The sequence below is a fragment of the Nocardia sp. NPDC004415 genome (assembly GCF_053602435.1).
In genome coordinates, this window is sequence record NZ_JBSGDP010000002.1 from 164,543 (window position 1) to 184,734 (window position 20,192).

Consider the following 20,192-nt stretch of genomic DNA (forward strand, 5'->3'; position numbering starts at 1 on the left):
CCTCAGTAGGTGAGCCGCTGCGCGCGCTCGCGCAGACCGGCCAGTGTGCGCAGGCCCGCGTCGATCTCGGTGATGCGCAGCTCGCGCTGATTGCCGTAGCGCTGACCGGCTTCCTCGGCCGCGCGCAGGGCCTCGTCGGCGGTGCGCGCCACCTCGGCGGCGATCTCGGTGTAGTGGTCGCGCAGCACCCGCTGCAGGGTGCGCAGCCGGGTGCGCGATTCCTTGCCCACCTGGAAGATCACGTCGTCGGCGAGCCGGGCGACGGCGACCTTGGCCTCGGCCTGCCTGCGCTGCTTGCGGTTTCCGCGGTCGTCCCACAGCGCGTGCACGCCCAGCAGCAGGCCCGCGCCCGCCGAGTACCAGTTGACCAGGCCCATGTCGAGCAGGCTGGTGGCCAGGCCGACCATCAGGATGCCGCCGTAGGAGCCGCGCAGCGCGGTGATCGCCTGCTGTCCCACACTGGATTTCGCGCTCTCCAGCGATTCCAGCGGCTGCACCGGATCGAGCACCTCGCCGGGGTCGGTCAGGCGCAGTTCGGGCATGGGCGGGGTGCGGTTGTCCGGCGGGAACTTCGCGGCGACCTGCTCGCCGAGTTCGACGGCGCGGTAGTGCGCCATCACGAAGTTCTCCTCGACCGCCTCGCAGATCCGGGCGTCGAGCTCGGTGCCGAACTCGTCCCACTTGCGGGACGGGTCGGTGCGCGAGATCTCGGCCTCGGCCTCGCGGACCAGGGTGCGCAGCCGGTGCCGCAGGTCGTGTTCGATGTCGACGGCCAGTTCGGAGCTGCCGTCGACGAGGGTCACCTGCCACGTCGCGGTGCGCTGGCGCAGCTGGTCGGCCTCGGCCCGCGCCGCGGTCAGGCGCTGGGTGATCTCGGCGCGGCGGCGCGGATCGCGCAGGGCGTCGGCCTCGGCGCGCAAGGTCACCGAGAGCTGCTCGGTGACCAGTGCGATATCGCGGACCGCGGCCGCGACGGCGACCGAATCCGCCTGCGCCACCACGTGATCCTGCAGGTGGTCGATGAGCTGGGGCACGCCGGACTCGGCGTCGAGCTGCTGATTGCCGGTGTCGCTCGCGCGCTGGTGCAGCAACGCCGAGACCGGGGCGACCGCGAAGTTCAGCCCGGCACCGTCGAGCAGCGCGCGATTGCGGCGCTGGGTCAGCGACCAGTGCGGATTGCGGTCGATCTTGGTGAGTACGCAGACCACCGACGGACACACCTGTTCGACCCGGCGCAGGTAGTCCAGCTGGGACTCGGTGAGTTCGGCGGCGGCGTCGGCAGCGTAGAGCACCACGTCGGCGGCGGCGATCATCGACCAGGCCGCCCCTTCGCGGGCGACCGGACCGGGCGCGTCCATCACGACCAGGCCGTCGGCGAGCAGCCTGCTCGGCTCGGCGAACTCCGCGCGCAGCACGCCGAGGGTGGTCAGCGCGGGACCCGGGTTCTGCGGGTCGACCGGCACCCGTTCGACCCGGCCGCGCGGGGCCGACTTGACCAGCGTCGCACTGGGCGTCGGACCGTATTCGACGATCACCGGCACGCTGGGCTTGCCGTCGGTCGCGGCGACCGGGCTGCCGACCAGGCTGTTGACCAGGGTGCTCATCCCGGCCTGGGGTTCCCCCACGACCACCAGGCGTACCCGGGTGTCGCTGAGGCGGGCCCGCACCATGCCGAGGCGGGCGTCGAGGTCGTCGCGGCCACCCGAGCGGACCAGTTCCCGCAGTTCGTCGACCAGCGACACGACCGGAGCCATCACGTCCGGATGCTTCACCGTCGCGGCCTGCAGTCCGGCTGCGGCAGACAACTGTCCCTCACTCTCGTTGCACGTGCCCGGCCGTATCGCAAAGGCGAGACGCCGTCATTTCAGATGACGAAGTCATACCCATGGTGATCGACGGGAAACACCGTGACCACGGGATCGAGCCCGGCGATACCGGAGTCGAACAACCCGGCCGAAACGCCATGGTATCCCGCAGCGTGCTGATCGAAGTCGTCGGCGATCGGCTTGGTGCCCGCGGCCGGGGGCTTCACCGGCGCGAGCGTCGTCGGCGGGGCGACCACGGTCGGCGGCGTGACCACCGTCGGGGTGTCGATGTCGAGTGTCGGCTGCTGGGTCGGCGCGGTGTGAGTGGGCTGGGTGACGGTGGGTACGTCGACCGACGGGGTGCTCGGGAGGGTCGTGGGTGTGCCGGCGCCGCCGTCGGAGGTGCCGGGCGAGGTCGTCGTGCCGCCGGTGTCCGGGGTGGTGGTCCCGTCCGAGGTGTCGGGCGGGGTGACCCCGCCCGAGGTGCCCGGCGTGGTGGTCCCGGTGCCGCCGGGCGCGGTGGGGGTGACCTGGCCGGTGGTGGTCGGCGAGCCGGTGCTGCCGCCGGGGCCCGTGGTGGTGTCCGGCGTCGGCGGCGTGGTCACCGTGGGCAGCGGCACCTTCACCGTGGTGGTGGGCAGGTCGATCGTCGGGACGGTCAGTGCCGTGGTACCCGGCGCCGTCGACGGAGTCGAGGTGTGCGTGCCGCCGGTGGGCTCGGGCGTGACGACCGGCTGGGTCGGCGTCGGCGGGGCGAACAGGCCGGGAACCGCCACGACGGGCGCGGAAACCCCGGGGCCACCGAGCACGTTCGCGATCGGGCTGGACGCGGCATCGGGCTGGACCGTCGTCTGCAGCGGAGTGTTCACCACCGGACTCACCGCCACCGGAGCGACCGCGGCCGGCGCGACGGCCGGTACGGGGGCGATCGGGGCCGGGGCGGCGGGTGCCTGCGCGAACGGGGCCGCCGGGGCGGGGGCCGGGGCCGCGGGCACCGGGGCCACGGCGGGCCCCACGGGCGCTGGTGTCGCAGGGGACGCGCCGGGCAGGCCGATGCCCGAGGACGAGGACCCGGGCAGCGCCGGCCCACCGGTCGAGGTACCCGGCAGGCCGCCGTTCTGCGTGCCGCCGGTCGTGGTGTCGGACCCGGGGACCTTCAGTCCGCTGCCCAGGTACTGGCCGTAATCGTCGAGCTGGTCGCCGACCTTGCCGACCTCCAGGTCGACCTTCATCTGCGAGGTGAACCACACCCCGTCGAGCCCGGCGTGCATGTCGACCTGCCATTCGGAGGTGACGATCGCGCCGAACCCGTCGAACAGGCCGTCCAGATCCCCGATCCCGTCGAACGGGTTGTCACCGGCGCCCGCCGAACCACCGGGAATCCCCGGGTTGCCGGGCAGACCGGGCAGGCCGACGCCGTCGAAACCGGGGATGCCCATGCTGTCGCCGGGCAGGCCGTCGAAGCCGGGAATGCCGATGCCGTGCCCGGGTAGGCCGATGCCCGGATTCGATCCGGGTAGCCCGATGCCGGTGTCGGCCTCCTCGCCCGCGCCGGGGCCGAAGCTCGGCAGCGACGGCGGATGGGCGGCCGAGGGGATGCCGATCCCGGTGGAGGTCTCGCCGGAGCCGGGGATGCGCAGGTCACGTTCGTCTCCCGCGCCGGGAATCCGCGATTCGGCAGGGGCTTCGGCGGTGCGCGCGACCATGGTGAGGTCGTGGTCCATCGGCGGCTGCTGCCCACCGAAGGGCATGTGCGGGATCACCGGCGGCTCGGGCTCGTAGGCCAGATCCGGGAAAGTGACGATCGGGCTGGGCACATCCGGGTCCGGATCGGGCGAGACGTGCGAGGACCAGCCCGCGTACCGGCTGTCGGCGGTGCTGGAACCGTGCTCGGGGGTGGTGCCGTTGGCCGCGACGAGCGCGCCACCGGTCACATACGCACCGGCCCTGGCGACGCGGGCCACCCCGTTGGCGACCCGGTAGGCGGTGTCGCCGCCCGCCACGTCCGCATCCTCTGCGCGCGCGGCACCGTCGTCGATAGGCAGATCACGCGTCATCACAAGCTCCAACACTCGCATCGCTGTTGTCCCCACCCGATCGAGGCGAAGTGAGAATCATCCAACACTAATTCCGGAAGGCCGCACTGTCATTTCGTCCAGAACGTCCCGCATCACCCTATGGCGAGCGACAGCTTTGGGCCAGCCACCGAAAACAGGGGGATCCAGATCCCCAGAGAACCCTAACGATTGATCAATACAGCGTGAAGATCGGCTGCTTAGCGTCGGGGACACCGGCCGGAGAGGTCGGAGAAATCCCACTTCAGGAGACGAATATGATCGCCATCACGTCCCGCCGTCGCGCCCGCGCCGCCGCCCTGTTCGCAGGCGCCGCCCTGCTCACCACGTCCGCCGCGGGACTGGCCGCCGCCACCCCGCCCGGGCCCGCCGTCCCGGCTGCCCCCGGCGCGGATCATTCGATGGTGGTCTGCACCGCGCCGGGCCAGCCGGCCCTGACCGAGGGCGGCCAGTTCTCGGACACCATCACCTTCGAACAGGGCCAGGCCGAGTTCCTCCCGGCCCAGCCCGCTGATCCCGGCTCGGCGGTCCCGCTCGAAGACGGCCGGTGCGTGCGGGTCGACGTCGACGGGTCCACTACCCCGCTCACCCCGCCGGTGCTCGAGCTCCGTCGCTGACCTGGCTCGATGATGGATCGCACTAGGGTGAGCGGATGACCGGACAGCAGATCTTGGTCGTCGACGACGAGGTCAGAGTGCTCGCGTCGCTGCGTCGTGGCCTCGAGCTCTCGGGCTTCGACGTCATCACCGCGGCCGACGGCGCGGCGGCGCTCACCCTGGTGCGCTCGGCCGCACCCGACGCCGTGGTGCTCGATGTGAACATGCCCGAGCTCGACGGCGTCGGGGTGGTCACCGCGCTGCGCGCGATGGGCAACGACATCCCGATCTGTGTACTCAGCGCGCGCAGCGCGGTCAGCGACCGCATCGCCGCGCTCGAACGAGGCGCCGACGACTACCTGACCAAACCGTTCGACCTCGGCGAGCTCGTCGCCCGGCTGCGCGCGCTGCTGCGGCGCAGACCCGCGACCGGCGGTGGCGCGACGGTGCAGGTCGGTGCCGTGGTGATCGACCTGGCCGGATACCGGGTGTTCGCCGGCGGCGAGCCGGTCGAGCTCACCAAACGCGAGTTCGAGCTGCTGGCGATGCTGGCGCGCCATCCCGGAATGGTGCTGGGGCGCGAGCAGATCCTGTCCGCGGTCTGGGGCTACGACTTCAGCACCGACACCAATGTGGTGGACGTGTTCGTCTCGTATCTGCGCCGCAAGCTGGAGGCCGACGGTGTCGCGCGCGTGGTGCACACCGTGCGCGGCGTCGGTTTCGTATTGCGGGCGGCGCCGTGAGGAACTCGTGGTCGTTGCGCACCCGGGTCGCTCTGGTGTCGGCGCTGGTCGCCGCGCTGGTGGCGATCACCCTCGGCCTCACCTACGCGGCGCTGCTGCGGGTGACGGCCACGCGCCAGCTCGACGCCACCGTCTCGACCATGGACGTGCGGGTGGCCGAGGGCACGGAGTTCACGCCCGCGCTCCCGCTACCGGGCACCCCGGCACTGCCGGAGCACGCGAACACCGTCACCGTGGACACCGCACTGGCCCCGGTCCAGGGCGCTCCCGGGCTGGTGGTTCAGCTCGATCCCGACCGCGATGTGGTCGGTGCCGCGATCACCCGCAGTCAGTTCATCGGGCTGGGTGTCGGCGTCACCGGCGTGCTGGTCGCGGCCGGATTGGGCTGGGTGCTGGCCGGTTTCGTCGCCCGCCCGCTGCGCAGACTCGCCGGTGCGACCCACGAGATCGACACCCTCGACGAACTCCCACCGCTGTCCGGCCGCGGTGCCAGGGAGGCCGAAGAACTCTCCGACGCGATCAACCGTATGCTGGCCCGGCTGGAGACCGCGCACGCCGAGACCCGCCAGGCGTTGGCCGGCGCCCGCGATTTCGCGGCCGTCTGCGCGCACGAACTGCGCACGCCACTGACCGCGATGCGCACCGACCTGCAGGTGCTCGCGGGTGCGGAGCTGCCCGCCGAACAGCGCGGCGCCGTGCTCACCGATGTGCTGGCCGCCGAACGCCAGATCGAGCACACCCTCACCGATCTCGAACGTCTCGCCGTCGGCGAACTCACCGAACCGGCCGCGTTCGAGCCGTTCGAACTGTGCGAGACGCTGGACCGAGCCGTGCAGAACGCGCGCCGGACCCAGCCCGGAGTCGACATCACCCTCGCCGCCTGCGATCCGGTCCCGCTGACCGGCCTGCCCGGCGGCATCATGCTGATCGTCACCAACGGCATCGCCAACGCCGTGCACCACGGCCACGCCGACGCCATCGCGGTCAGCGCCCGGCGCGGCGGCGAGCAGATCGAGATCACCATCGACGACAACGGCGCGGGCATCCCGGATGACCTGGCGGCCAGCGCGTTCGACCGGTTCGTCAAACGGCCCGGCTCCCCCGGCTCCGGCCTCGGCCTCGCGCTGGTCCGCCAGCAGGCCGAATTACACGGCGGCAGCGCCGAACTCACCCACAGTCCGCTCGGCGGGACACGGCTACTGGTCCGTGTCCCGGCCGAGCGGGACTGAAACGGCTACTTGCCCTTGGGCTTGTCGGCGGCGGCGTCGGAGGACAGCGCCGCCACGAAGGCTTCCTGCGGCACGTCGACCCGGCCGATGGTCTTCATGCGCTTCTTGCCTTCCTTCTGCTTCTCGAGCAGCTTGCGCTTACGGCTGATGTCACCGCCGTAGCACTTGGCCAGCACATCCTTGCGGATCGCGCGGATGTTCTCGCGCGCGATGATCTTGGAGCCGATCGCGGCCTGGATCGGCACCTCGAACTGCTGGCGCGGGATGAGTTCGCGCAGCTTGGTGGTCATCTTGTTGCCGTAGGCCTGCGCGGCGTCCTTGTGCACGATGGCACTGAACGCGTCGACGGCCTCACCCTGCAGCAGGATGTCCACCTTGACCAGCGCCGAGGACTGCTCGCCTGCCTCCTCGTAATCCAGCGAGGCGTAGCCGCGGGTGCGCGACTTGAGCGAGTCGAAGAAGTCGAAGATGATCTCGGCCATCGGCAGCGTGTAGCGCATCTCCACGCGCGTCTCCGACAGGTAGTCCATGCCGAGCAGCTCGCCGCGACGGCTCTGGCACAGCTCCATGATGGTGCCGACGAACTCGCTCGGGGCGATCACGGTGCACTTGGTCACCGGCTCGAAGGTCTGGCGCACCTTGCCCTCGGGCCAGTACGACGGGTTGGTGACGACGTGCTCGGTGCCGTCCTCCATGACCACCCGGTAGATCACGTTGGGCGCGGTGGAGATCAGGTCGAGCCCGAACTCGCGCTGCAGCCGCTCGCGGGTGATCTCCATGTGCAGCAGGCCGAGGAAGCCGCAGCGGAAACCGAAGCCCAGCGCGACCGAGGTCTCCGGCACATAGGTCAGCGCCGCGTCGTTGAGCTGCAGCTTGTCCAGCGCGTCGCGCAGGTCGGGGTAGTCCGAGCCGTCGACCGGGTACAGGCCCGAGTAGACCATCGGGCGCGGCTCCTGGTAGCCGGCCAGCGCCGAGGCGGCGCCGTCGCGCGCGGAGGTGACGGTGTCACCGACCTTCGACTGACGCACGTCCTTCACACCGGTGATCAGGTACCCCACCTCGCCGACGCCCAGGCCCTGGGTGGGCTTGGGTTCGGGCGAGACGATGCCGATCTCGAGCAGCTCGTGCTGCGCGCCGGTGGACATCATCTTGATCTTCTGACGCGGGGTGAGCTTGCCGTCGACCACACGCACGTAGGTGACCACGCCGCGGTAGGTGTCGTAGACCGAGTCGAAGATCAGCGCGCGGGCCGGGGCCTCGGCGTCGCCGACCGGCGGCGGGACCTCGGCGATCACCTTGTTGAGCAGCGCGTCGACACCGGCACCGGTCTTGCCCGACACGCGCAGCACCTCGTCGGCCTCGCAGCCCACGATGTGGGCGATCTCGGCGGCGTAGCGGTCCGGGTCGGCGGCGGGCAGGTCGATCTTGTTCAGCACCGGGATGATCGCCAGGTCGCGTTCCATCGCCAGGTACAGGTTCGCCAGCGTCTGCGCCTCGATGCCCTGGGCCGCGTCGACCAGCAGAATCGCGCCCTCACACGCCTCGAGCGCACGCGAGACCTCGTAGGTGAAGTCGACGTGGCCCGGGGTGTCGATCATGTGCAGGACATAGTCCTCGCCGTCGACGTTCCAGGGCAGGCGCACGTTCTGCGCCTTGATGGTGATGCCGCGTTCACGCTCGATGTCCATCCGGTCCAGGTACTGGGCACGCATCGCGCGCTCCTCGACCACACCGGTCAGCTGCAGCATCCGGTCGGCCAGCGTCGACTTGCCGTGGTCGATGTGCGCGATGATGCAGAAGTTCCTGATCCGGGACGGATCGGTGAACGTCGTGTCGGCAAAGCTGGAAGCCACTCCACTCCTCGAGGGGTATCGGCGAACTGGGTCCATCGTCCCATGGCCGGATCGGTGGCCCTGTCACCGGTGCACCGAAGCGCCGGGGCACCGTTATATTTCAGGGATGGCCAGCAGTTGGAACACACTCGGCAAGCAGCTCGGCGTGATCGCCAAGGAGCAGGGGCCGAAGATCGTGCGCAAGCAAGGGCCGCGGTTGCTGGAGAAGCTGGTGGAGGCGCTGGGCAGCAAGCCCGGTCCCGCCGTCGCCGGTCGACCGACCGCCTCCACTCCGGTGCCCACCGCGCACCGCGCCCGTCAGATCGTCTACTGCCCGCAACTGGACGGTCGCGCCGATCCCGGGGAGATCGTCTGGACCTGGGTGCCCTTCGAAGAAGACCCCACCAACGGCAAGGACCGCCCGGTCCTGGTGGTCGGCCGCGACCGCAAGACCCTGCTGGGGTTGATGCTGTCGTCCAAAGCCGAACGGGCGCACGACCGCAACTGGGTCGGCATCGGGTCGGGGCCCTGGGACAACGACGGCAGGCCCAGCTGGGTGCGGCTGGACCGGGTGCTCGACGTCCCCGAGGACGGCATCCGGCGCGAGGGCGCGATCGTCGAACGCAAGACCTTCGACCTGGTCGCGCACCGGCTCGTCGCCGAATACCACTGGAGCTGACCGCCGCGAACCCCGATCCGCCCGGACCGGGGTTCGCCCTGCCCGATCAGGCGGCGATCTCCTTGGATCGCCCGAAGATCAGCCCGTACACCAGCGCGCCCAGCGCCCCGCCGATCAGCGGGAACAGGATGAACGCCCACAGTTGCCCCATCGCCCCGTCCTGGAACGGCGCCACCCCGATGCTGCGCGCCGGGTTGCCCGAGCCGTTGTCCACCGGGATCGCCACGAGGTTGACGATGGCGAACGCCGCGCCGATGGACATGCCCGCCAGCGGCGCGTCGGAGATCTGGTCGGTCGAGGCCAGCACCACGAACACCAGCACGCCGGTGAGCATCACCTCCATGATGATGGTCGCCGCGAGCCCGTAGCCGTTCTGCAGGACCACCTCGCCGAGCGGCCCGGTCACCGCCGACGGGCTGTGCGCGCCCCAGCCGTTGGCGCCGAGCCCGTCGACGGGCCGGTCATAGGCGGGCAGATTGTTGGCGATGGCGAACAGCACCAGCCCGGCCAGCAGCGCGCCGACGATCTGGAACAGCGCGTAGAACCCCGCGTTGCGCGGTGAGATACGGCCCAGCAGCAACTGCCCCAGGGTGACGGCCGGGTTCACGTGGCACCCCGAGATCGGCCCGAGCGCGTACACCAGGAACATCAGCGTGAGACCGAAGGCCAGCGCCACCCCGAGCGCGCCGACCCGCTCCCCCGCCAGCACCGCCGTGCCGACACCACCGATCACCAGGACGAACGTGCCCAGTCCCTCGGCCGCCCACTTCTTGGTATCCGGCACAACCTCGGTCATCGCCCACCGCCTTCGAGAGGACTGACCCCGCGACCAGCGGGGTCCCGCACGATCCTCTCGGAGATTACGCGAGCCGGGTGACCTCCACAACGACCTCCAGATCGGTCGAGCCGCCCCCGGAGAACACCCCTTTCAGCGGTGGCACGTCGGCGTAGTCGCGCCCGACGCCGACCGAGACGTGCTGCTCGTTGACGGCGAGATTGTTGGTCGGGTCGTAGCCCCACCACTGCCCGGTCCACGCCTCGATCCAGGCGTGCGACTGCCCCGCCACCGTCTCCCCGATCGCCGCACCCGGCTTGGGATGCAGATACCCCGACACGTAGCGGCTCGGAATCCCCATGCTGCGCAACAACACCAGCGTCAGGTGCGCGTAGTCCTGGCAGACACCACGTCGCTCGGCGAAGGCCTGGGGCGCGGAGGTGTGCACCGAGGTGGTGCCCGCGATGTAGTCCATCTCCTTGTGCACCCACTCCGCGGCGCGCACCACCGCCTTGGCCGGCGGCTCGCCCCGGGACAGCTGCCTGGCCACCGTCGCCAGTTTGCGGTCGTGCGGCACATAGGCGGTGGGACTGAGCATCTCGTCGAACCGGTCGACGATCCGGCCGCCGCGCAGGTCCTCGAAGGTCAGCTCACCGGCCGGTTCGGCGAAGGGCTCGGTCTCCACCACCGAGGACCCGGTCACCTCGAGTTCGGTGTGCGGCGCGTGCAGGTCGAAGGCGGTGACCGCGGTACCCCAGTAGTCGGTGTAGCGATAGGCCCTGGTGGCGGGCACGGTCTCGACGCGATTGAGGATCACGTTCTGCCTGCTGTCGGCGCGCGGCGTGAGCCTGGCCTCGTTGAACGAACGCGTCACCGGCGCGTCGTAGACATATCCGGTGGTGTGCACCACCCTGATCCGCCAGCTCACAGTTCTCCCTCCACCGGCACGCGCGCGTCCTGGTTGCGGCGGACATCGGTCCAGGCCACCCACGGGGCGGCGTGGAAGTACTGGCGCGAGACCGCCTCGCTCACCTCGCGGCAGCATTTCTGCAGGGCGAGCAGGCGGCTCTGCAGGTCTTCGAGCAGCACCCCCGGCGGCAGGAACTCCAGTTCGCTGCGCGCCCGGCCGAGCACCCGCTGGGCCTCGTGCCGTGCCCCGACCCGGCTGCCCGGCCGCTGGTCGAGCTCGGTCAGGCAGTCCTCGGCCACGCGCAGCGTGTGGAACACCGAGCGCGGGAAGAGCCGGTCGATCAGGATGAACTCGGCGACCCTGGCCGCGTCGAGGGCGCCGCGATGGGTGCGCAGGTAGGTGTCGTGGGCACCGGCCGAGCGCAGCACCGTCACCCAGGCGGGTGAGGAGGTGCGGTCGCCCGCGCGCGAGAGCAGCAGGCGCACCATCATGTCCACGCGTTCGATGCAGCGGCCCAGCAGCAGGAAGCGGTAGCCGTCGTCGCGGCTCAGTGTCGAGTCGGTCAGGCCGGTGAACATCGCCGCGCGGTCCTTGATGAAGGAGAAGAACTCGTGCGGCCCCAGTCCGCGGGCCGCGCGTTCGGCCGCGGGCAGGCCGTTGTAGGTGGCGTTGAGGCACTCCCACATCTCGCTGGAGGTGACTTCCCTGGCGCCCCTGGCGTTTTCGCGGGCCTTGGCGATGGAGTCGCTGATCGAGACGCCGTGGTCGTGGCTGAACGCGACCAGGTCGGTCACCGACCACACGTCGAGGCGCAGGCCCTCGGGTGCTTCGATGCCGAGCACCTTGAGCAGTACCCGCGAGGTGCGGTCGGCGTCGACGGTGGCGTCTTCGAGCAGCTGGTGCACGGCGACGTCGAGGATGCGCGCGGTGTCGTCGGCGCGCTCGACGTATCGGCCGATCCAGTAGAGGGATTCGGCGTTTCGAGCAAGCATGTCTGTTATTCCCCGATCAGCCGCTGCGTCTGTTGTTGTTGCTGCTGTTGCTGATTGGCCTGCGGCGCGCTGAGCTCGCGGCCGATCTCGAACGAGTCGGCCTGGGGCGGGTCGCTCACCAGTTCCGAGCCCGCCAGTTCCCGCTCGACCGGACCCGAGCGCCCGGCCAGCACCCAGGTGTCCTTGCTGCCGCCGCCCTGGCTGGAGTTCACCACCAGCGAGCCCGCGGGCAGCGCGACGCGGGTGAGCCCGCCCGGCAGCACCCAGATGTCGTCACCGTCGTTGACCGCGAACGGGCGCAGGTCCACATGCCGCGGCACCAGGTCGTTGCCGATCTTGGTCGGCACGGTCGAGAGCTGCACCACCGGCTGGGCGATCCAGCCGCGCGGGTCGGCCTTGATCTTGCGCCGCACGGCGTCCAGTTCGCGCGGGCCCGCGTCCGGCCCGATGACGATCCCGTAGCCGCCCGACCCCTCCACCGGCTTCACCACCAGCTCACCCACCCGGTCGAGCACCTCTTCGCGCTCGTCGTCGAGCCAGCAGCGGAAGGTGTCGACATTGGGCAGCACCGGTTTCTCGCCCAGGTAGTACTCGATGATCGTGGGCACATAGGTGTAGATGAGCTTGTCGTCACCGACGCCGTTGCCCACCGCGCTCGAGATCACCACATTGCCCGCCCTGGCCGCGTTGAGGATGCCTGCCACGCCGAGCACCGAGTCGGGCCGGAAGTGCATCGGATCGAGGAAGGTGTCGTCGATGCGCCGGTAGATCACGTCGACCTGCCGCTCCCCGGCGGTGGTGCGCATGTAGACGACATTGTCGCGGCAGAACAGGTCGCGTCCCTCGACCAGCTCCACCCCCATCTGCCTGGCCAGCAGCGAATGCTCGAAGTAGGCGGCGTTGTGTACGCCCGGGGTGAGCACCACCACGGTGGGATCGGCCTCGTTGGGCGCGGCCGAGGCCCGCAGCGCGCGCAGCAGATGCCCCGGGTAGTCGCCGACCGCGCGCACCCGGTGCGAGGAGAACAGGTCGGGGAAGACCCGCGCCATGGTGCGGCGGTTCTCCATCACATAGGAGACCCCCGACGGTGAGCGCAGATTGTCCTCGAGCACCCGGAAGTCGCCGCGCTCGTCGCGCACCAGGTCGATCCCGGAGACGTGGATGCGCACCCCGTTGGGCGGCACCAGCCCGGCCGCCTCCCGGTGGAAGTGCTCACAGGAGGTGACCAGCCGCTTGGGCATCACCTGATCGCGCAGGATGTTCTGCTCGCCGTAGATGTCGGCCAGGAACAACTCCAGCGCCGTCACCCGCTGTTTGATGCCGCGTTCGAGCTTGGCCCACTCCGCGGCAGCGATCACCCGGGGCACCAGATCCAGCGGGAACGGGCGCTCCTGACCCGACAGCGAGAAGGTGATGCCCTGGTCGATGAAGGCGCGGTCCAGCGCGTCGGACCGCTTGGCGAGGTCGTCGACGTCGATGGCCGCCATCGCCGCGTGAATGCCTTTGTACGGCGCGCGGACCCGGCCCGCCGCGTCGAACATCTCGTCGAAGGCGTCGGCGAAGCGGCCCGGCCCGTACCCGTCGAACAGCCCGGTCTGCGCGCTCGGCTGTGCGGTCGATCCCACCGACGCCGGTGCTGCTGATCGACCTGTACTCGGCGCTGTGGTGGAGGTCATGGGAAAAACTGTGCATCACCCGACAGCAGGGTTCTGTGAGACACAGGTAAATTTCTTGCATCACCTGAAACGGGTGAAATAGGGCAGCGGGACGGTCCACCGGATCCGGGCCGATTTCGCCCGTCGCTGCCGAGCTGGTAACCTCGACATTCGGCGCGGTGTTACCCGTAGTTCAGCACCATCTGCTGCATCGTGGGCGCGCGCCCGACGAGCTTTCAAGACCTACCACCCAGCGACAGGAAACCAGAGGATACAGGCGTGGCCAACATCAAGTCCCAGATGAAGCGGATCCGTACCAACGAGGCGGCGCGCAAGCGCAACCAGTCGGTCAAGTCCGCGCTGCGCACCGCGATCCGCAACTTCCGTGACGCCGCTGCGAGCGGTGACAAGGAAAAGGCTGCCGAGCAGCTGCAGTTCGCGAGCCGCAAGCTCGACAAGGCCGCTTCCAAGGGCGTCATCCACGCCAACCAGGCGGCCAACAAGAAGTCCGCGCTCGCGCTGGCTCTCAACAAGATCTGATCGGAGCGGGCTCGATCCCGCTCAGCAATACTTCGCAAGACGCAGCCGCCGTGGCCTCGATGACCACGGCGGCTTTTGTCGTCGGCTACCATTCGCCGCATGTTGACGGTCTACGCGAATCAGACGGTGGTACGAGGCGACGACCTGGCCGAGGTGATCCGCGCCGCGGAGATCCTGGGGCTCGGTCTCAAGATCGAGAACGTGATGGTGCCCGACGAGGAGGGCGGCTACTCCGCGGCCTGGATCGTCACCCGCGAGGACGAGGTTCCGCTCTACGAGGAGTGGGAGGGCCGCTACGAGGATCTCGAGGACGACGAGGAAGAGCAGCTCGCCCTGGTCGGCGAGTGATCCGGGTCAGTTCACACAGGGAATCTCCCCCGAGGTGATGTCGCTGCGGACCGGTCTGCCCGCGTCGGGGGTCTCCGTCACCGAGCTGGTCGTACCGGTCTGCCTGCCGGTGGTCGCCTCCGCGGGCAGGGCCGCGGGCGGGGTGTGCCGCCGGGTCGTGGTGGTCGGCGTCGGGTCGGCGAACGGTGTCCCGAAGGCGGTCGCGATCTCGCGGCGGATGGCCGCGCGGTCGACGATGTTCACGTCCTGGCCGTTGATCACGTCGTAGCGCAGCACCGGCAGGGTACGGAACTCGACCTGTGGATTGTCGGCGCTGCCCAGCGTGCGCACGAAGTCGGCCATGTTCCAGCCGTCGGAGAGCACGATATTGCGGTGCGCCACATCCATCAGCGCCGAGAGCTTGCCCGGATCGGTGAGGGTGCCCGCGCTGTGCAGCTGCCGGGCGACCGAGGTGAGGAAGGCCTGCTGGCGGTGGGTGCGGTCCAGGTCGCCGTTGTCCAGGCCGTGCCGCTGCCGCACGAAGGCCAGCGCCTGCGCCGGGTCCAGGTGCTGACGGCCCGCCGGGAAGTCGGCACCGGAGAACTCCTCGTCGCTGACCGCCTGGTTCAGGCACACCTCCACCCCGCCCAGCGCGTCGGCCAGATCGTAGAACCCGGCCAGGGTGATCTCGGCGAAACGGTCGATCGGTGCCCCCGTCAGATCGCGCACCGCCCCGACGATCGAGGCGCGGCCCGCTTCCCGGCCCGCCTGCTCGAGCTTGCGCCGGTCGGTCACCCCGCGCGCGATCAGCTGGTCCTGCACGGCGGCCTTGCGCAGCCCGTACGCCTCCTTGATCTTGGCGTGGGTGTAGCCGGGGATGCCGCTGACCGGTACGTAGTCGTCACGCGGGATGGAGACCGCGACGATCTTGTCCATGGCGGCCGGGATGTGCACCAGGATCAGGGTGTTGGCGTTGTAGCCGCCTTCGTCCCCGTCTCCGGCGTGGAGTTGTTCGAGGACCTCGGGTGGTAGCTCGTCGCCGTTCTGGTCGCGGCGGGTGTCCAGGCCGATCAGCAGGATGTTGAGGTCTCCGCCGAGTGAGTGCGGGGCGTCCTCGCCCAGCGCGTACGAGCGCAGGAAGCCGGCGTCGAAGTTGCCCGCCGTCGACCAGCCGTACGCCGTCACCGCGACGATCGCCGCCGACAGTCCGGCGGCGATCCCCTTCCCGATCCCCCTGGCCCAGTCCCCCGCCGATCGACGAGCGCGTCGGCCTCGTGCGCGCTCATCGATTCGGCTGGCGGTCGGCTCGTCCATGTCGTGGTCGACTCTGCCAGCGGCAGGAGCGATGCAAGATCGCGATCGGATCGCGAATTGGTGCCGACCGCCGGGCGCCCCGCTCAGGCGGTCGGGACCGGCGTGTTCTGGCGAGCCGCCGTCCACCAGCGGCCGTTCTCCTTGACCAGCACATACAGCGCGACCATCACCGCCTCGGTGTCGATCAGCTCGCCCTCGGCGGTGATCGCGCGCGCCTGTTTGTAGGCCAGGGCGACATCGGGACGCAGGAAGCGGATATCGGTGACGTCGTAGCGGACGTAGAGGTCCTTCAGGAATCCGGCCAGCCCGGCACGATTCGCCGCGAACAGGGCGTCGCGACCGCTGATCACCTTGCCCGCCGCGTTGCCGACGCTGGCGTTCGCTGCGAACGGCGCGGTGAGCAGTTCGGCGTCCTTGGTGTTCATCGCGGTCTGCGCGTCGGCGACGATCCGGCGGATCGCGGCGATGTCGGCGGTGTGATCGACGCTGTGATCGTCGATCACCGGGGGCTGTGTGTTGTCGGTGTCCATGAACAGCATCGTGCTTCCTCAACCGTTGTTCAGGTCAAGCACGAGTTCCCGCGGCGTGCTCAGCCCGCCGCGCGCAGGTCGAGGATGCGGGAGAGCGCGTGTTCCACGGCGTAGGTGGCGTCGGCGGCGCCGCCCTTGACGTCGGCGTTGAGGGTGGCCACCACCTGCAGGGCGGTGCCGATGGTGCCGGGATTCCAGCCGCGGGCCTGGGCCTGGGCTTTCTTCACCTTCCACGGCGGCATCCCGAGCTGCTGGGCCAGCTTGAACGGGTCGCCGCGGCCCGCCGACCCCACCTTGGCGATGGTGTGCACCGAGTCGGCGAGAGCGTCGGCGAGCAGTACGTGCGGCACCCCACGATCGGTGGCCCAGCGCAGGGCTTCCATCGCGGCGGGCCGGTCACCGGCCACGGCCAGCTCGGCCACGTCGAAGCCGGTGACCTCGGCCCGGCCGGAGTAGTAGCGGCGCACGGCCTGCACGTCGATCCTGCCGCCGGTGTCGGCGACCAATTGCGAACAGGCCGCGGCCAGTTCGCGCAGCTCGGAGCCGACGGACTCGATCAGCACCTGCACCGCCTCGGCGGGCACCTTGACCCCCGCCGCCCGGAACTCCCCGCGCACGAACTCCATCCGCTCACCCGCCTTGGTGAGTTTCGCGCACTCGTGGACCACCGCGCCCTGCTTCTGCAGCGCCGGAGCCAGCGCCTTGGCCCGGCCGCCGCCCGAGTGCAGCACCATGAGCACCACCCCGTCGGGCGGGTCGATCGCGGCCTCGGTGATCACCGCCACCGCGTCCTTGCCCGCCTCCGCCGCGGACTCCAGCACGATCACCCGGTCCTCGGCGAACAGCGAGGGACTCAGCAGTTCGGCCAGCTCGGCGGTACTCGCGTCACCGGCGCGCAACCGGTCGACCGGCACCGACTCCGGGTCCGGCGCGTGCGCGCGCACGGCCGCGGTCACCTGCGCCACCGCGCGTTCGACCAACAGCTCCTCGTCCCCGAGAACCAGATGCACCGCGGCAGGCCGTTCGCTCACGAGCCGATCCTACGGACCGCCTCCGACAACCCACGTGCCCCCTGCCGAGCGGATCGACGCCGGGAGGTGACGGTGCGCAGGTTCGCCGGGCTCCCGAGCACGATCACGTCACCGTCGCGGTCGGTGCGGACCACGGTGCTGCCGAGTCCGGCCAGCGTGGCGAGGACCGTCGGGTGTGGATGCCCGAAGGTGTTGTCCACCCCGGAACTGATCAGCGCCAGCCGCGGCCGCACCGCACGGAAGAACTCCGGTGCCGTCGTCCGGGAGCCGTGGTGGGGCACCTTGAGAATGTCGGCCCGCACATCATGGCGCCGCATGACCTCGGCCTGCGCGCCCGCCTCGATGTCCCCGGTGAACAGCACCGACCCGACCGGCGTCCGCGCCATCACCACCAATGACCGATCATTGGCCTCGTCCACCCCCGGACTCGTCGGCGCCCCCGGACCCGGCGCGAGCACCGCCAGCTCCACCCCACCGAAGACGAAGACCTGTCCCGCGAACACCTCCATCAGGGGAACCCCTGCCGCACAAGCACTCTCGACAACCTGCCGGACCCCACCCTCCCCATGCCCATGATCGGCACCCGCACTGCCCGCCGAAGACCGCAGCAGGGTTGGGGCTGTACAGGGGGTATCGGCATCGGCCGCCGTGTTGTGCGAGGCGGTGGCCTCGGTGGGGGCAGTGGCCACGATTGAGGCGGTGGCCCCGGTCGTGGTCGGCGCCCGGGGCACAGTCGGCGCCCAAGCCACGTTCGGCGCCCCGGTCGTTGTCGGCGCCCCGGTTACATTCGGCGCGTCGGTCACGTTCGGCGCGTCGGGCGTGACGGTCACCCGGGTCGGAGTCTCGGCCGGCGCTCCAGTCACGGTCGCCGCATCGGACGCGGTCGCGGCATCGGGCGTGGTCGGCGCGGCGGGCGTGGTCGGCGCGGCGGGCGTGGTCGGCACGGCCGGCGCGATCGGCACCGTCGGCGCGATCGGCACCGCCGGCGCGAGTGGGGCGGCGGGCGTGAGTGGGGCGCGGGTCGGAACGGGCGGGGGTGGTGGGGTGGTGAGTGGTGGGGTGGTGGGTAGTTCGCCTGGGGCGGTGGCGATGGCGTCGACGGTGCGGCCGCGGAGGGCTCCGGGGAGGCCGTCGATGTGGTCGGCGTGGGGGTGGGTGAGGATGAGGAGGGGGATTCGTGTGATGTGCAGGCGGTCGAGGCATCGGCGGATGAGGCGGGGGTCCGGGCCGGTGTCGATGACCACGGCGGCGCCGGGGCCGACCGAGAGGGCCAGGCTGTCACCCTGACCCACATCGCACATCGCCAGTGACCAGCCGGACGGCGGCCAACCGGGAGTCCACAGGCGCAGCGGCACGAGCACTATGGAGACGCCGAGCGCGACCACCGCGAGCAGCCGCCGCGTCCGCGACCACCGCAGGGCGGCGATCACCACGACGACGATCACGGCAGCCATCACACCACCGGTGCTACCCGACCGCACCGTCACGGTCGCACCGGGAACCGCGGCTGCCCGATCGGCCACCTCGAGCAACCACCACATCGGTGGCCGCGCACACAACAGCACCCGGACCGCGGCATCACCCCACACGCAGGCCACCACGGCACCCACCGCCCCGATCACCGTGATCAGCCCCACCACCGGTGCCACGAGAGCGTTCGCGACGATCGCGACCAGACTCACCCGGCCCGACAGCGCCACCATCAGCGGCAGAGTGACCACGAACGCCGCCGCGGCCACCGCCACGATCTCCGCGGGCGCGCGCCACCATCCCCGCGCCCGCAACCAGTCGGCCCAGCTCGGCGCGAGCAGGATCAACCCGGCCGTGGCCAGCACCGACAGCGCGAACCCCGCACTCATCGCCAATTGCGGTGCGACCGCGAGCAATCCGATCACCGCGCCACACAGCGCGGGCAGGGCCTGTTTGCGCCGTCCGGTCAGCAGCGACAGCACGGTCACCGACCCCATCGCGGCCGCACGCAACACACTCGGATCGGGCCGCGCGATGACGACGAACACTCCAACGACACCGGCCGCGGCAACAGCGCTGATCCGCGGCCCGGCGGTGAGCAGCCGGGTCAGTGCCAGCAACGCTGTCAGCAGGATCGTGAAATTCGCCCCACTGACCACGCACAAATGTTGCAGCCCTGCGATTTCGAACGAATCCCGGACGTGGTCGGGTAGCGCCACGGTGTCCCCGACGACGAGTGCCGGGAGCAGTCCCGCGGCGTCCGGTGGCAGCGCCCGCGCGGCCGCCGCCACCAGATCCGCGCGCACCCCCGCCGCTACGCGCTGCCACCACGGCGGATCGCCGAGCCGTTGCGGCGCCGCCGAGGCGTTCAGCGCCACGATGGTGAGATCGGCGCGATTCGGCCGACTCACCTGCGCCCGGAATCGCACCGTCTGCCCCGGTGACAGCTCGGCCCACTCGCCCCCGCCCGCCAGCACCACGACCGCGCCGCCTGCCCGCGTCCACCCCGCGCCGCCACCGAATTCGCGCAGTTCGGCGTGCACGATCCACCGACGTTGCCCACCGAATCCGCCGCCGCGCATCGGCTTCGCGTCGTCGGTGACCACCGCCACCACACTCACCGACCGCCCGACCATGTCCCGCAGCGGATGCGCCTGCACCCGATGCTCCCGCCACGCCCCCGCCGCCCCGAAGCCGGCGGTCAGCAGCACGGCCGCCAACCCGGCCACCGCCACTACCCGCCACCGTTCCCGCCGGTGCGCGATCGCCCACAGCAACACCACCCACAGCCCGATCGCCACCACCACGGCGGCCACCGAGATCACCACTCCGGCCACCCACCCGGCCCCGATCGCCACGATCGTCGCCACCCAGCACCCCACCGCGGCAGGTACCAGCCGCATATCGAGAACCGGCAGCTCCCCTTCGTCCTCCGCGGCGATCTCCTCCCCCATCACCTTCATCCGCGCACCACACCGGAAGACCCGACATAGCCGTTCCGGCCATCCGCCGGCACACGTCCGCCCCTGCCGCGCAAGCGATCACACGCGATGCTCGAGCGCCGACTACGGCGCACCTCCCCGCCCGTCCCGGTCGAGCACGGCCCGGTCACCCCGACACCGCGCCGACGGGCCATGACCACCTGAGCGTCACCTCACCCGGCCGCTCCGCCTCGGCGGGCAGAGCGAA

At 70.6% G+C, this 20,192-nt stretch carries 17 protein-coding genes; 6 read left to right on the forward strand and 11 right to left on the reverse strand.

Going from position 1 to position 20,192, the window contains the following annotated elements; genetic code table 11:
• Positions 1-2 precede the first annotated feature (2 nt).
• Together ACWEMY_RS01910 and ACWEMY_RS01915 are read right to left on the reverse strand one after the other, a co-directional pair.
• Positions 3-1,805 (reverse strand): P-loop NTPase family protein, encoded by a 1,803-nt coding sequence (locus ACWEMY_RS01910; RefSeq protein WP_375936357.1) that lies wholly within the window; start codon positions 1,803-1,805, stop codon positions 3-5.
• 59 nt (positions 1,806-1,864) lie between these two features.
• A complete protein-coding gene (locus ACWEMY_RS01915; RefSeq protein WP_452388468.1) occupies positions 1,865-3,862 on the reverse strand; it encodes a hypothetical protein in 1,998 nt (665 codons plus the stop codon).
• 275 nt (positions 3,863-4,137) lie between these two features.
• Here ACWEMY_RS01915 and ACWEMY_RS01920 point away from each other — a divergent pair, with 275 nt between their 5' ends.
• The 3 genes from ACWEMY_RS01920 to ACWEMY_RS01930 are packed head-to-tail and all read left to right on the forward strand — an operon-like array spanning position 4,138 to position 6,448.
• Entirely contained in the window at positions 4,138-4,497 is a 360-nt protein-coding gene (locus ACWEMY_RS01920) for a hypothetical protein (protein ID WP_452388469.1), read from the forward strand.
• Positions 4,498-4,532: 35 nt separating this feature from the next.
• Positions 4,533-5,219 (forward strand): response regulator transcription factor, encoded by a 687-nt coding sequence (locus tag ACWEMY_RS01925; protein ID WP_452388470.1) that lies wholly within the window; start codon positions 4,533-4,535, stop codon positions 5,217-5,219.
• A 14-nt stretch (positions 5,220-5,233) separates the two neighbouring features.
• Positions 5,234-6,448 carry a HAMP domain-containing sensor histidine kinase gene (locus tag ACWEMY_RS01930; RefSeq protein WP_452388471.1) on the forward strand — a complete coding sequence of 405 codons (1,215 nt, stop codon included), beginning with the start codon at positions 5,234-5,236 and terminating at the stop codon, positions 6,446-6,448.
• 5 nt (positions 6,449-6,453) lie between these two features.
• On the opposite strand, the gene lepA is transcribed toward ACWEMY_RS01930, so the two are convergent.
• Positions 6,454-8,337: a translation elongation factor 4 gene (gene lepA, locus ACWEMY_RS01935; protein ID WP_452388472.1), complete on the reverse strand. Its 1,884-nt coding sequence runs from the start codon at positions 8,335-8,337 to the stop codon at positions 6,454-6,456.
• Between the two features lie 70 nt (positions 8,338-8,407).
• Between lepA and ACWEMY_RS01940 the strand changes: the two genes are divergently transcribed.
• Complete coding sequence (locus ACWEMY_RS01940; RefSeq protein ID WP_452388473.1) at positions 8,408-8,959, forward strand: type II toxin-antitoxin system PemK/MazF family toxin; 552 nt, start codon at positions 8,408-8,410, stop codon at positions 8,957-8,959.
• Between the two features lie 46 nt (positions 8,960-9,005).
• Here ACWEMY_RS01940 and ACWEMY_RS01945 read toward each other — a convergent pair whose 3' ends face one another.
• From ACWEMY_RS01945 to ACWEMY_RS01960, 4 genes are all read right to left on the reverse strand, one after another.
• Positions 9,006-9,755: an aquaporin gene (locus ACWEMY_RS01945; RefSeq protein ID WP_278262858.1), complete on the reverse strand. Its 750-nt coding sequence runs from the start codon at positions 9,753-9,755 to the stop codon at positions 9,006-9,008.
• 64 nt (positions 9,756-9,819) lie between these two features.
• The gene (locus ACWEMY_RS01950) at positions 9,820-10,662 is read right to left on the reverse strand and encodes a transglutaminase family protein (RefSeq protein ID WP_452388474.1); all 843 of its coding nucleotides are present in this window, start codon (positions 10,660-10,662) and stop codon (positions 9,820-9,822) included.
• Positions 10,659-11,636 carry an alpha-E domain-containing protein gene (locus ACWEMY_RS01955; RefSeq protein ID WP_452388475.1) on the reverse strand — a complete coding sequence of 326 codons (978 nt, stop codon included), beginning with the start codon at positions 11,634-11,636 and terminating at the stop codon, positions 10,659-10,661. The genes ACWEMY_RS01950 and ACWEMY_RS01955 overlap by 4 nt, the downstream gene beginning before the upstream one ends.
• Before the next feature lie 5 nt (positions 11,637-11,641).
• On the reverse strand, positions 11,642-13,177 hold the full coding sequence (locus ACWEMY_RS01960) for a circularly permuted type 2 ATP-grasp protein (RefSeq protein WP_452388504.1): 1,536 nt from the start codon (positions 13,175-13,177) through the stop codon (positions 11,642-11,644).
• A 393-nt stretch (positions 13,178-13,570) separates the two neighbouring features.
• On the opposite strand from ACWEMY_RS01960, the gene rpsT reads away from it, so the two are divergent.
• Together rpsT and ACWEMY_RS01970 are read left to right on the forward strand one after the other, a co-directional pair.
• On the forward strand, positions 13,571-13,831 hold the full coding sequence (gene rpsT, locus ACWEMY_RS01965; RefSeq protein ID WP_375936538.1) for a 30S ribosomal protein S20: 261 nt from the start codon (positions 13,571-13,573) through the stop codon (positions 13,829-13,831).
• 99 nt (positions 13,832-13,930) lie between these two features.
• The gene (locus ACWEMY_RS01970; RefSeq protein WP_375936541.1) at positions 13,931-14,179 is read left to right on the forward strand and encodes a hypothetical protein; all 249 of its coding nucleotides are present in this window, start codon (positions 13,931-13,933) and stop codon (positions 14,177-14,179) included.
• A gap of 6 nt (positions 14,180-14,185) precedes the next feature.
• Here ACWEMY_RS01970 and ACWEMY_RS01975 read toward each other — a convergent pair whose 3' ends face one another.
• The 4 genes from ACWEMY_RS01975 to ACWEMY_RS01990 form a co-directional block, all read right to left on the reverse strand.
• Positions 14,186-15,472: an LCP family protein gene (locus ACWEMY_RS01975; RefSeq protein ID WP_452388476.1), complete on the reverse strand. Its 1,287-nt coding sequence runs from the start codon at positions 15,470-15,472 to the stop codon at positions 14,186-14,188.
• Positions 15,473-15,555: 83 nt separating this feature from the next.
• On the reverse strand, positions 15,556-16,002 hold the full coding sequence (locus tag ACWEMY_RS01980) for an SgcJ/EcaC family oxidoreductase (RefSeq protein ID WP_452388477.1): 447 nt from the start codon (positions 16,000-16,002) through the stop codon (positions 15,556-15,558).
• A 59-nt stretch (positions 16,003-16,061) separates the two neighbouring features.
• Complete coding sequence (holA, locus tag ACWEMY_RS01985; RefSeq protein WP_375936550.1) at positions 16,062-17,033, reverse strand: DNA polymerase III subunit delta; 972 nt, start codon at positions 17,031-17,033, stop codon at positions 16,062-16,064.
• Positions 17,030-19,966, reverse strand: a complete 2,937-nt coding sequence (locus tag ACWEMY_RS01990) for a ComEC/Rec2 family competence protein (RefSeq protein WP_452388478.1) — start codon at positions 19,964-19,966, stop codon at positions 17,030-17,032. The genes holA and ACWEMY_RS01990 overlap by 4 nt, the downstream gene beginning before the upstream one ends.
• Positions 19,967-20,192: the final 226 nt, after the last annotated feature.

Bases quoted from the DNA above. Each gene is read 5' to 3' on its own strand.
- ACWEMY_RS01980 (WP_452388477.1), bottom strand. From the start codon at position 16,002: ATGGACACCGACAACACACAGCCCCCGGTGATCGACGATCACAGCGTC.
- ACWEMY_RS01970 (WP_375936541.1), top strand. From the start codon at position 13,931: ATGTTGACGGTCTACGCGAATCAGACGGTGGTACGAGGCGACGACCTG.
- ACWEMY_RS01925 (WP_452388470.1), top strand. From the start codon at position 4,533: ATGACCGGACAGCAGATCTTGGTCGTCGACGACGAGGTCAGAGTGCTC.
- lepA (WP_452388472.1), bottom strand. From the start codon at position 8,337: ATGGACCCAGTTCGCCGATACCCCTCGAGGAGTGGAGTGGCTTCCAGC.
- ACWEMY_RS01920 (WP_452388469.1), top strand. From the start codon at position 4,138: ATGATCGCCATCACGTCCCGCCGTCGCGCCCGCGCCGCCGCCCTGTTC.
- ACWEMY_RS01915 (WP_452388468.1), bottom strand. From the start codon at position 3,862: ATGACGCGTGATCTGCCTATCGACGACGGTGCCGCGCGCGCAGAGGAT.
- ACWEMY_RS01990 (WP_452388478.1), bottom strand. From the start codon at position 19,966: ATGAAGGTGATGGGGGAGGAGATCGCCGCGGAGGACGAAGGGGAGCTG.
- ACWEMY_RS01955 (WP_452388475.1), bottom strand. From the start codon at position 11,636: ATGCTTGCTCGAAACGCCGAATCCCTCTACTGGATCGGCCGATACGTC.
- ACWEMY_RS01940 (WP_452388473.1), top strand. From the start codon at position 8,408: ATGGCCAGCAGTTGGAACACACTCGGCAAGCAGCTCGGCGTGATCGCC.
- ACWEMY_RS01960 (WP_452388504.1), bottom strand. From the start codon at position 13,177: ATGTTCGACGCGGCGGGCCGGGTCCGCGCGCCGTACAAAGGCATTCAC.
- ACWEMY_RS01975 (WP_452388476.1), bottom strand. From the start codon at position 15,472: ATGGACGAGCCGACCGCCAGCCGAATCGATGAGCGCGCACGAGGCCGA.
- ACWEMY_RS01945 (WP_278262858.1), bottom strand. From the start codon at position 9,755: ATGACCGAGGTTGTGCCGGATACCAAGAAGTGGGCGGCCGAGGGACTG.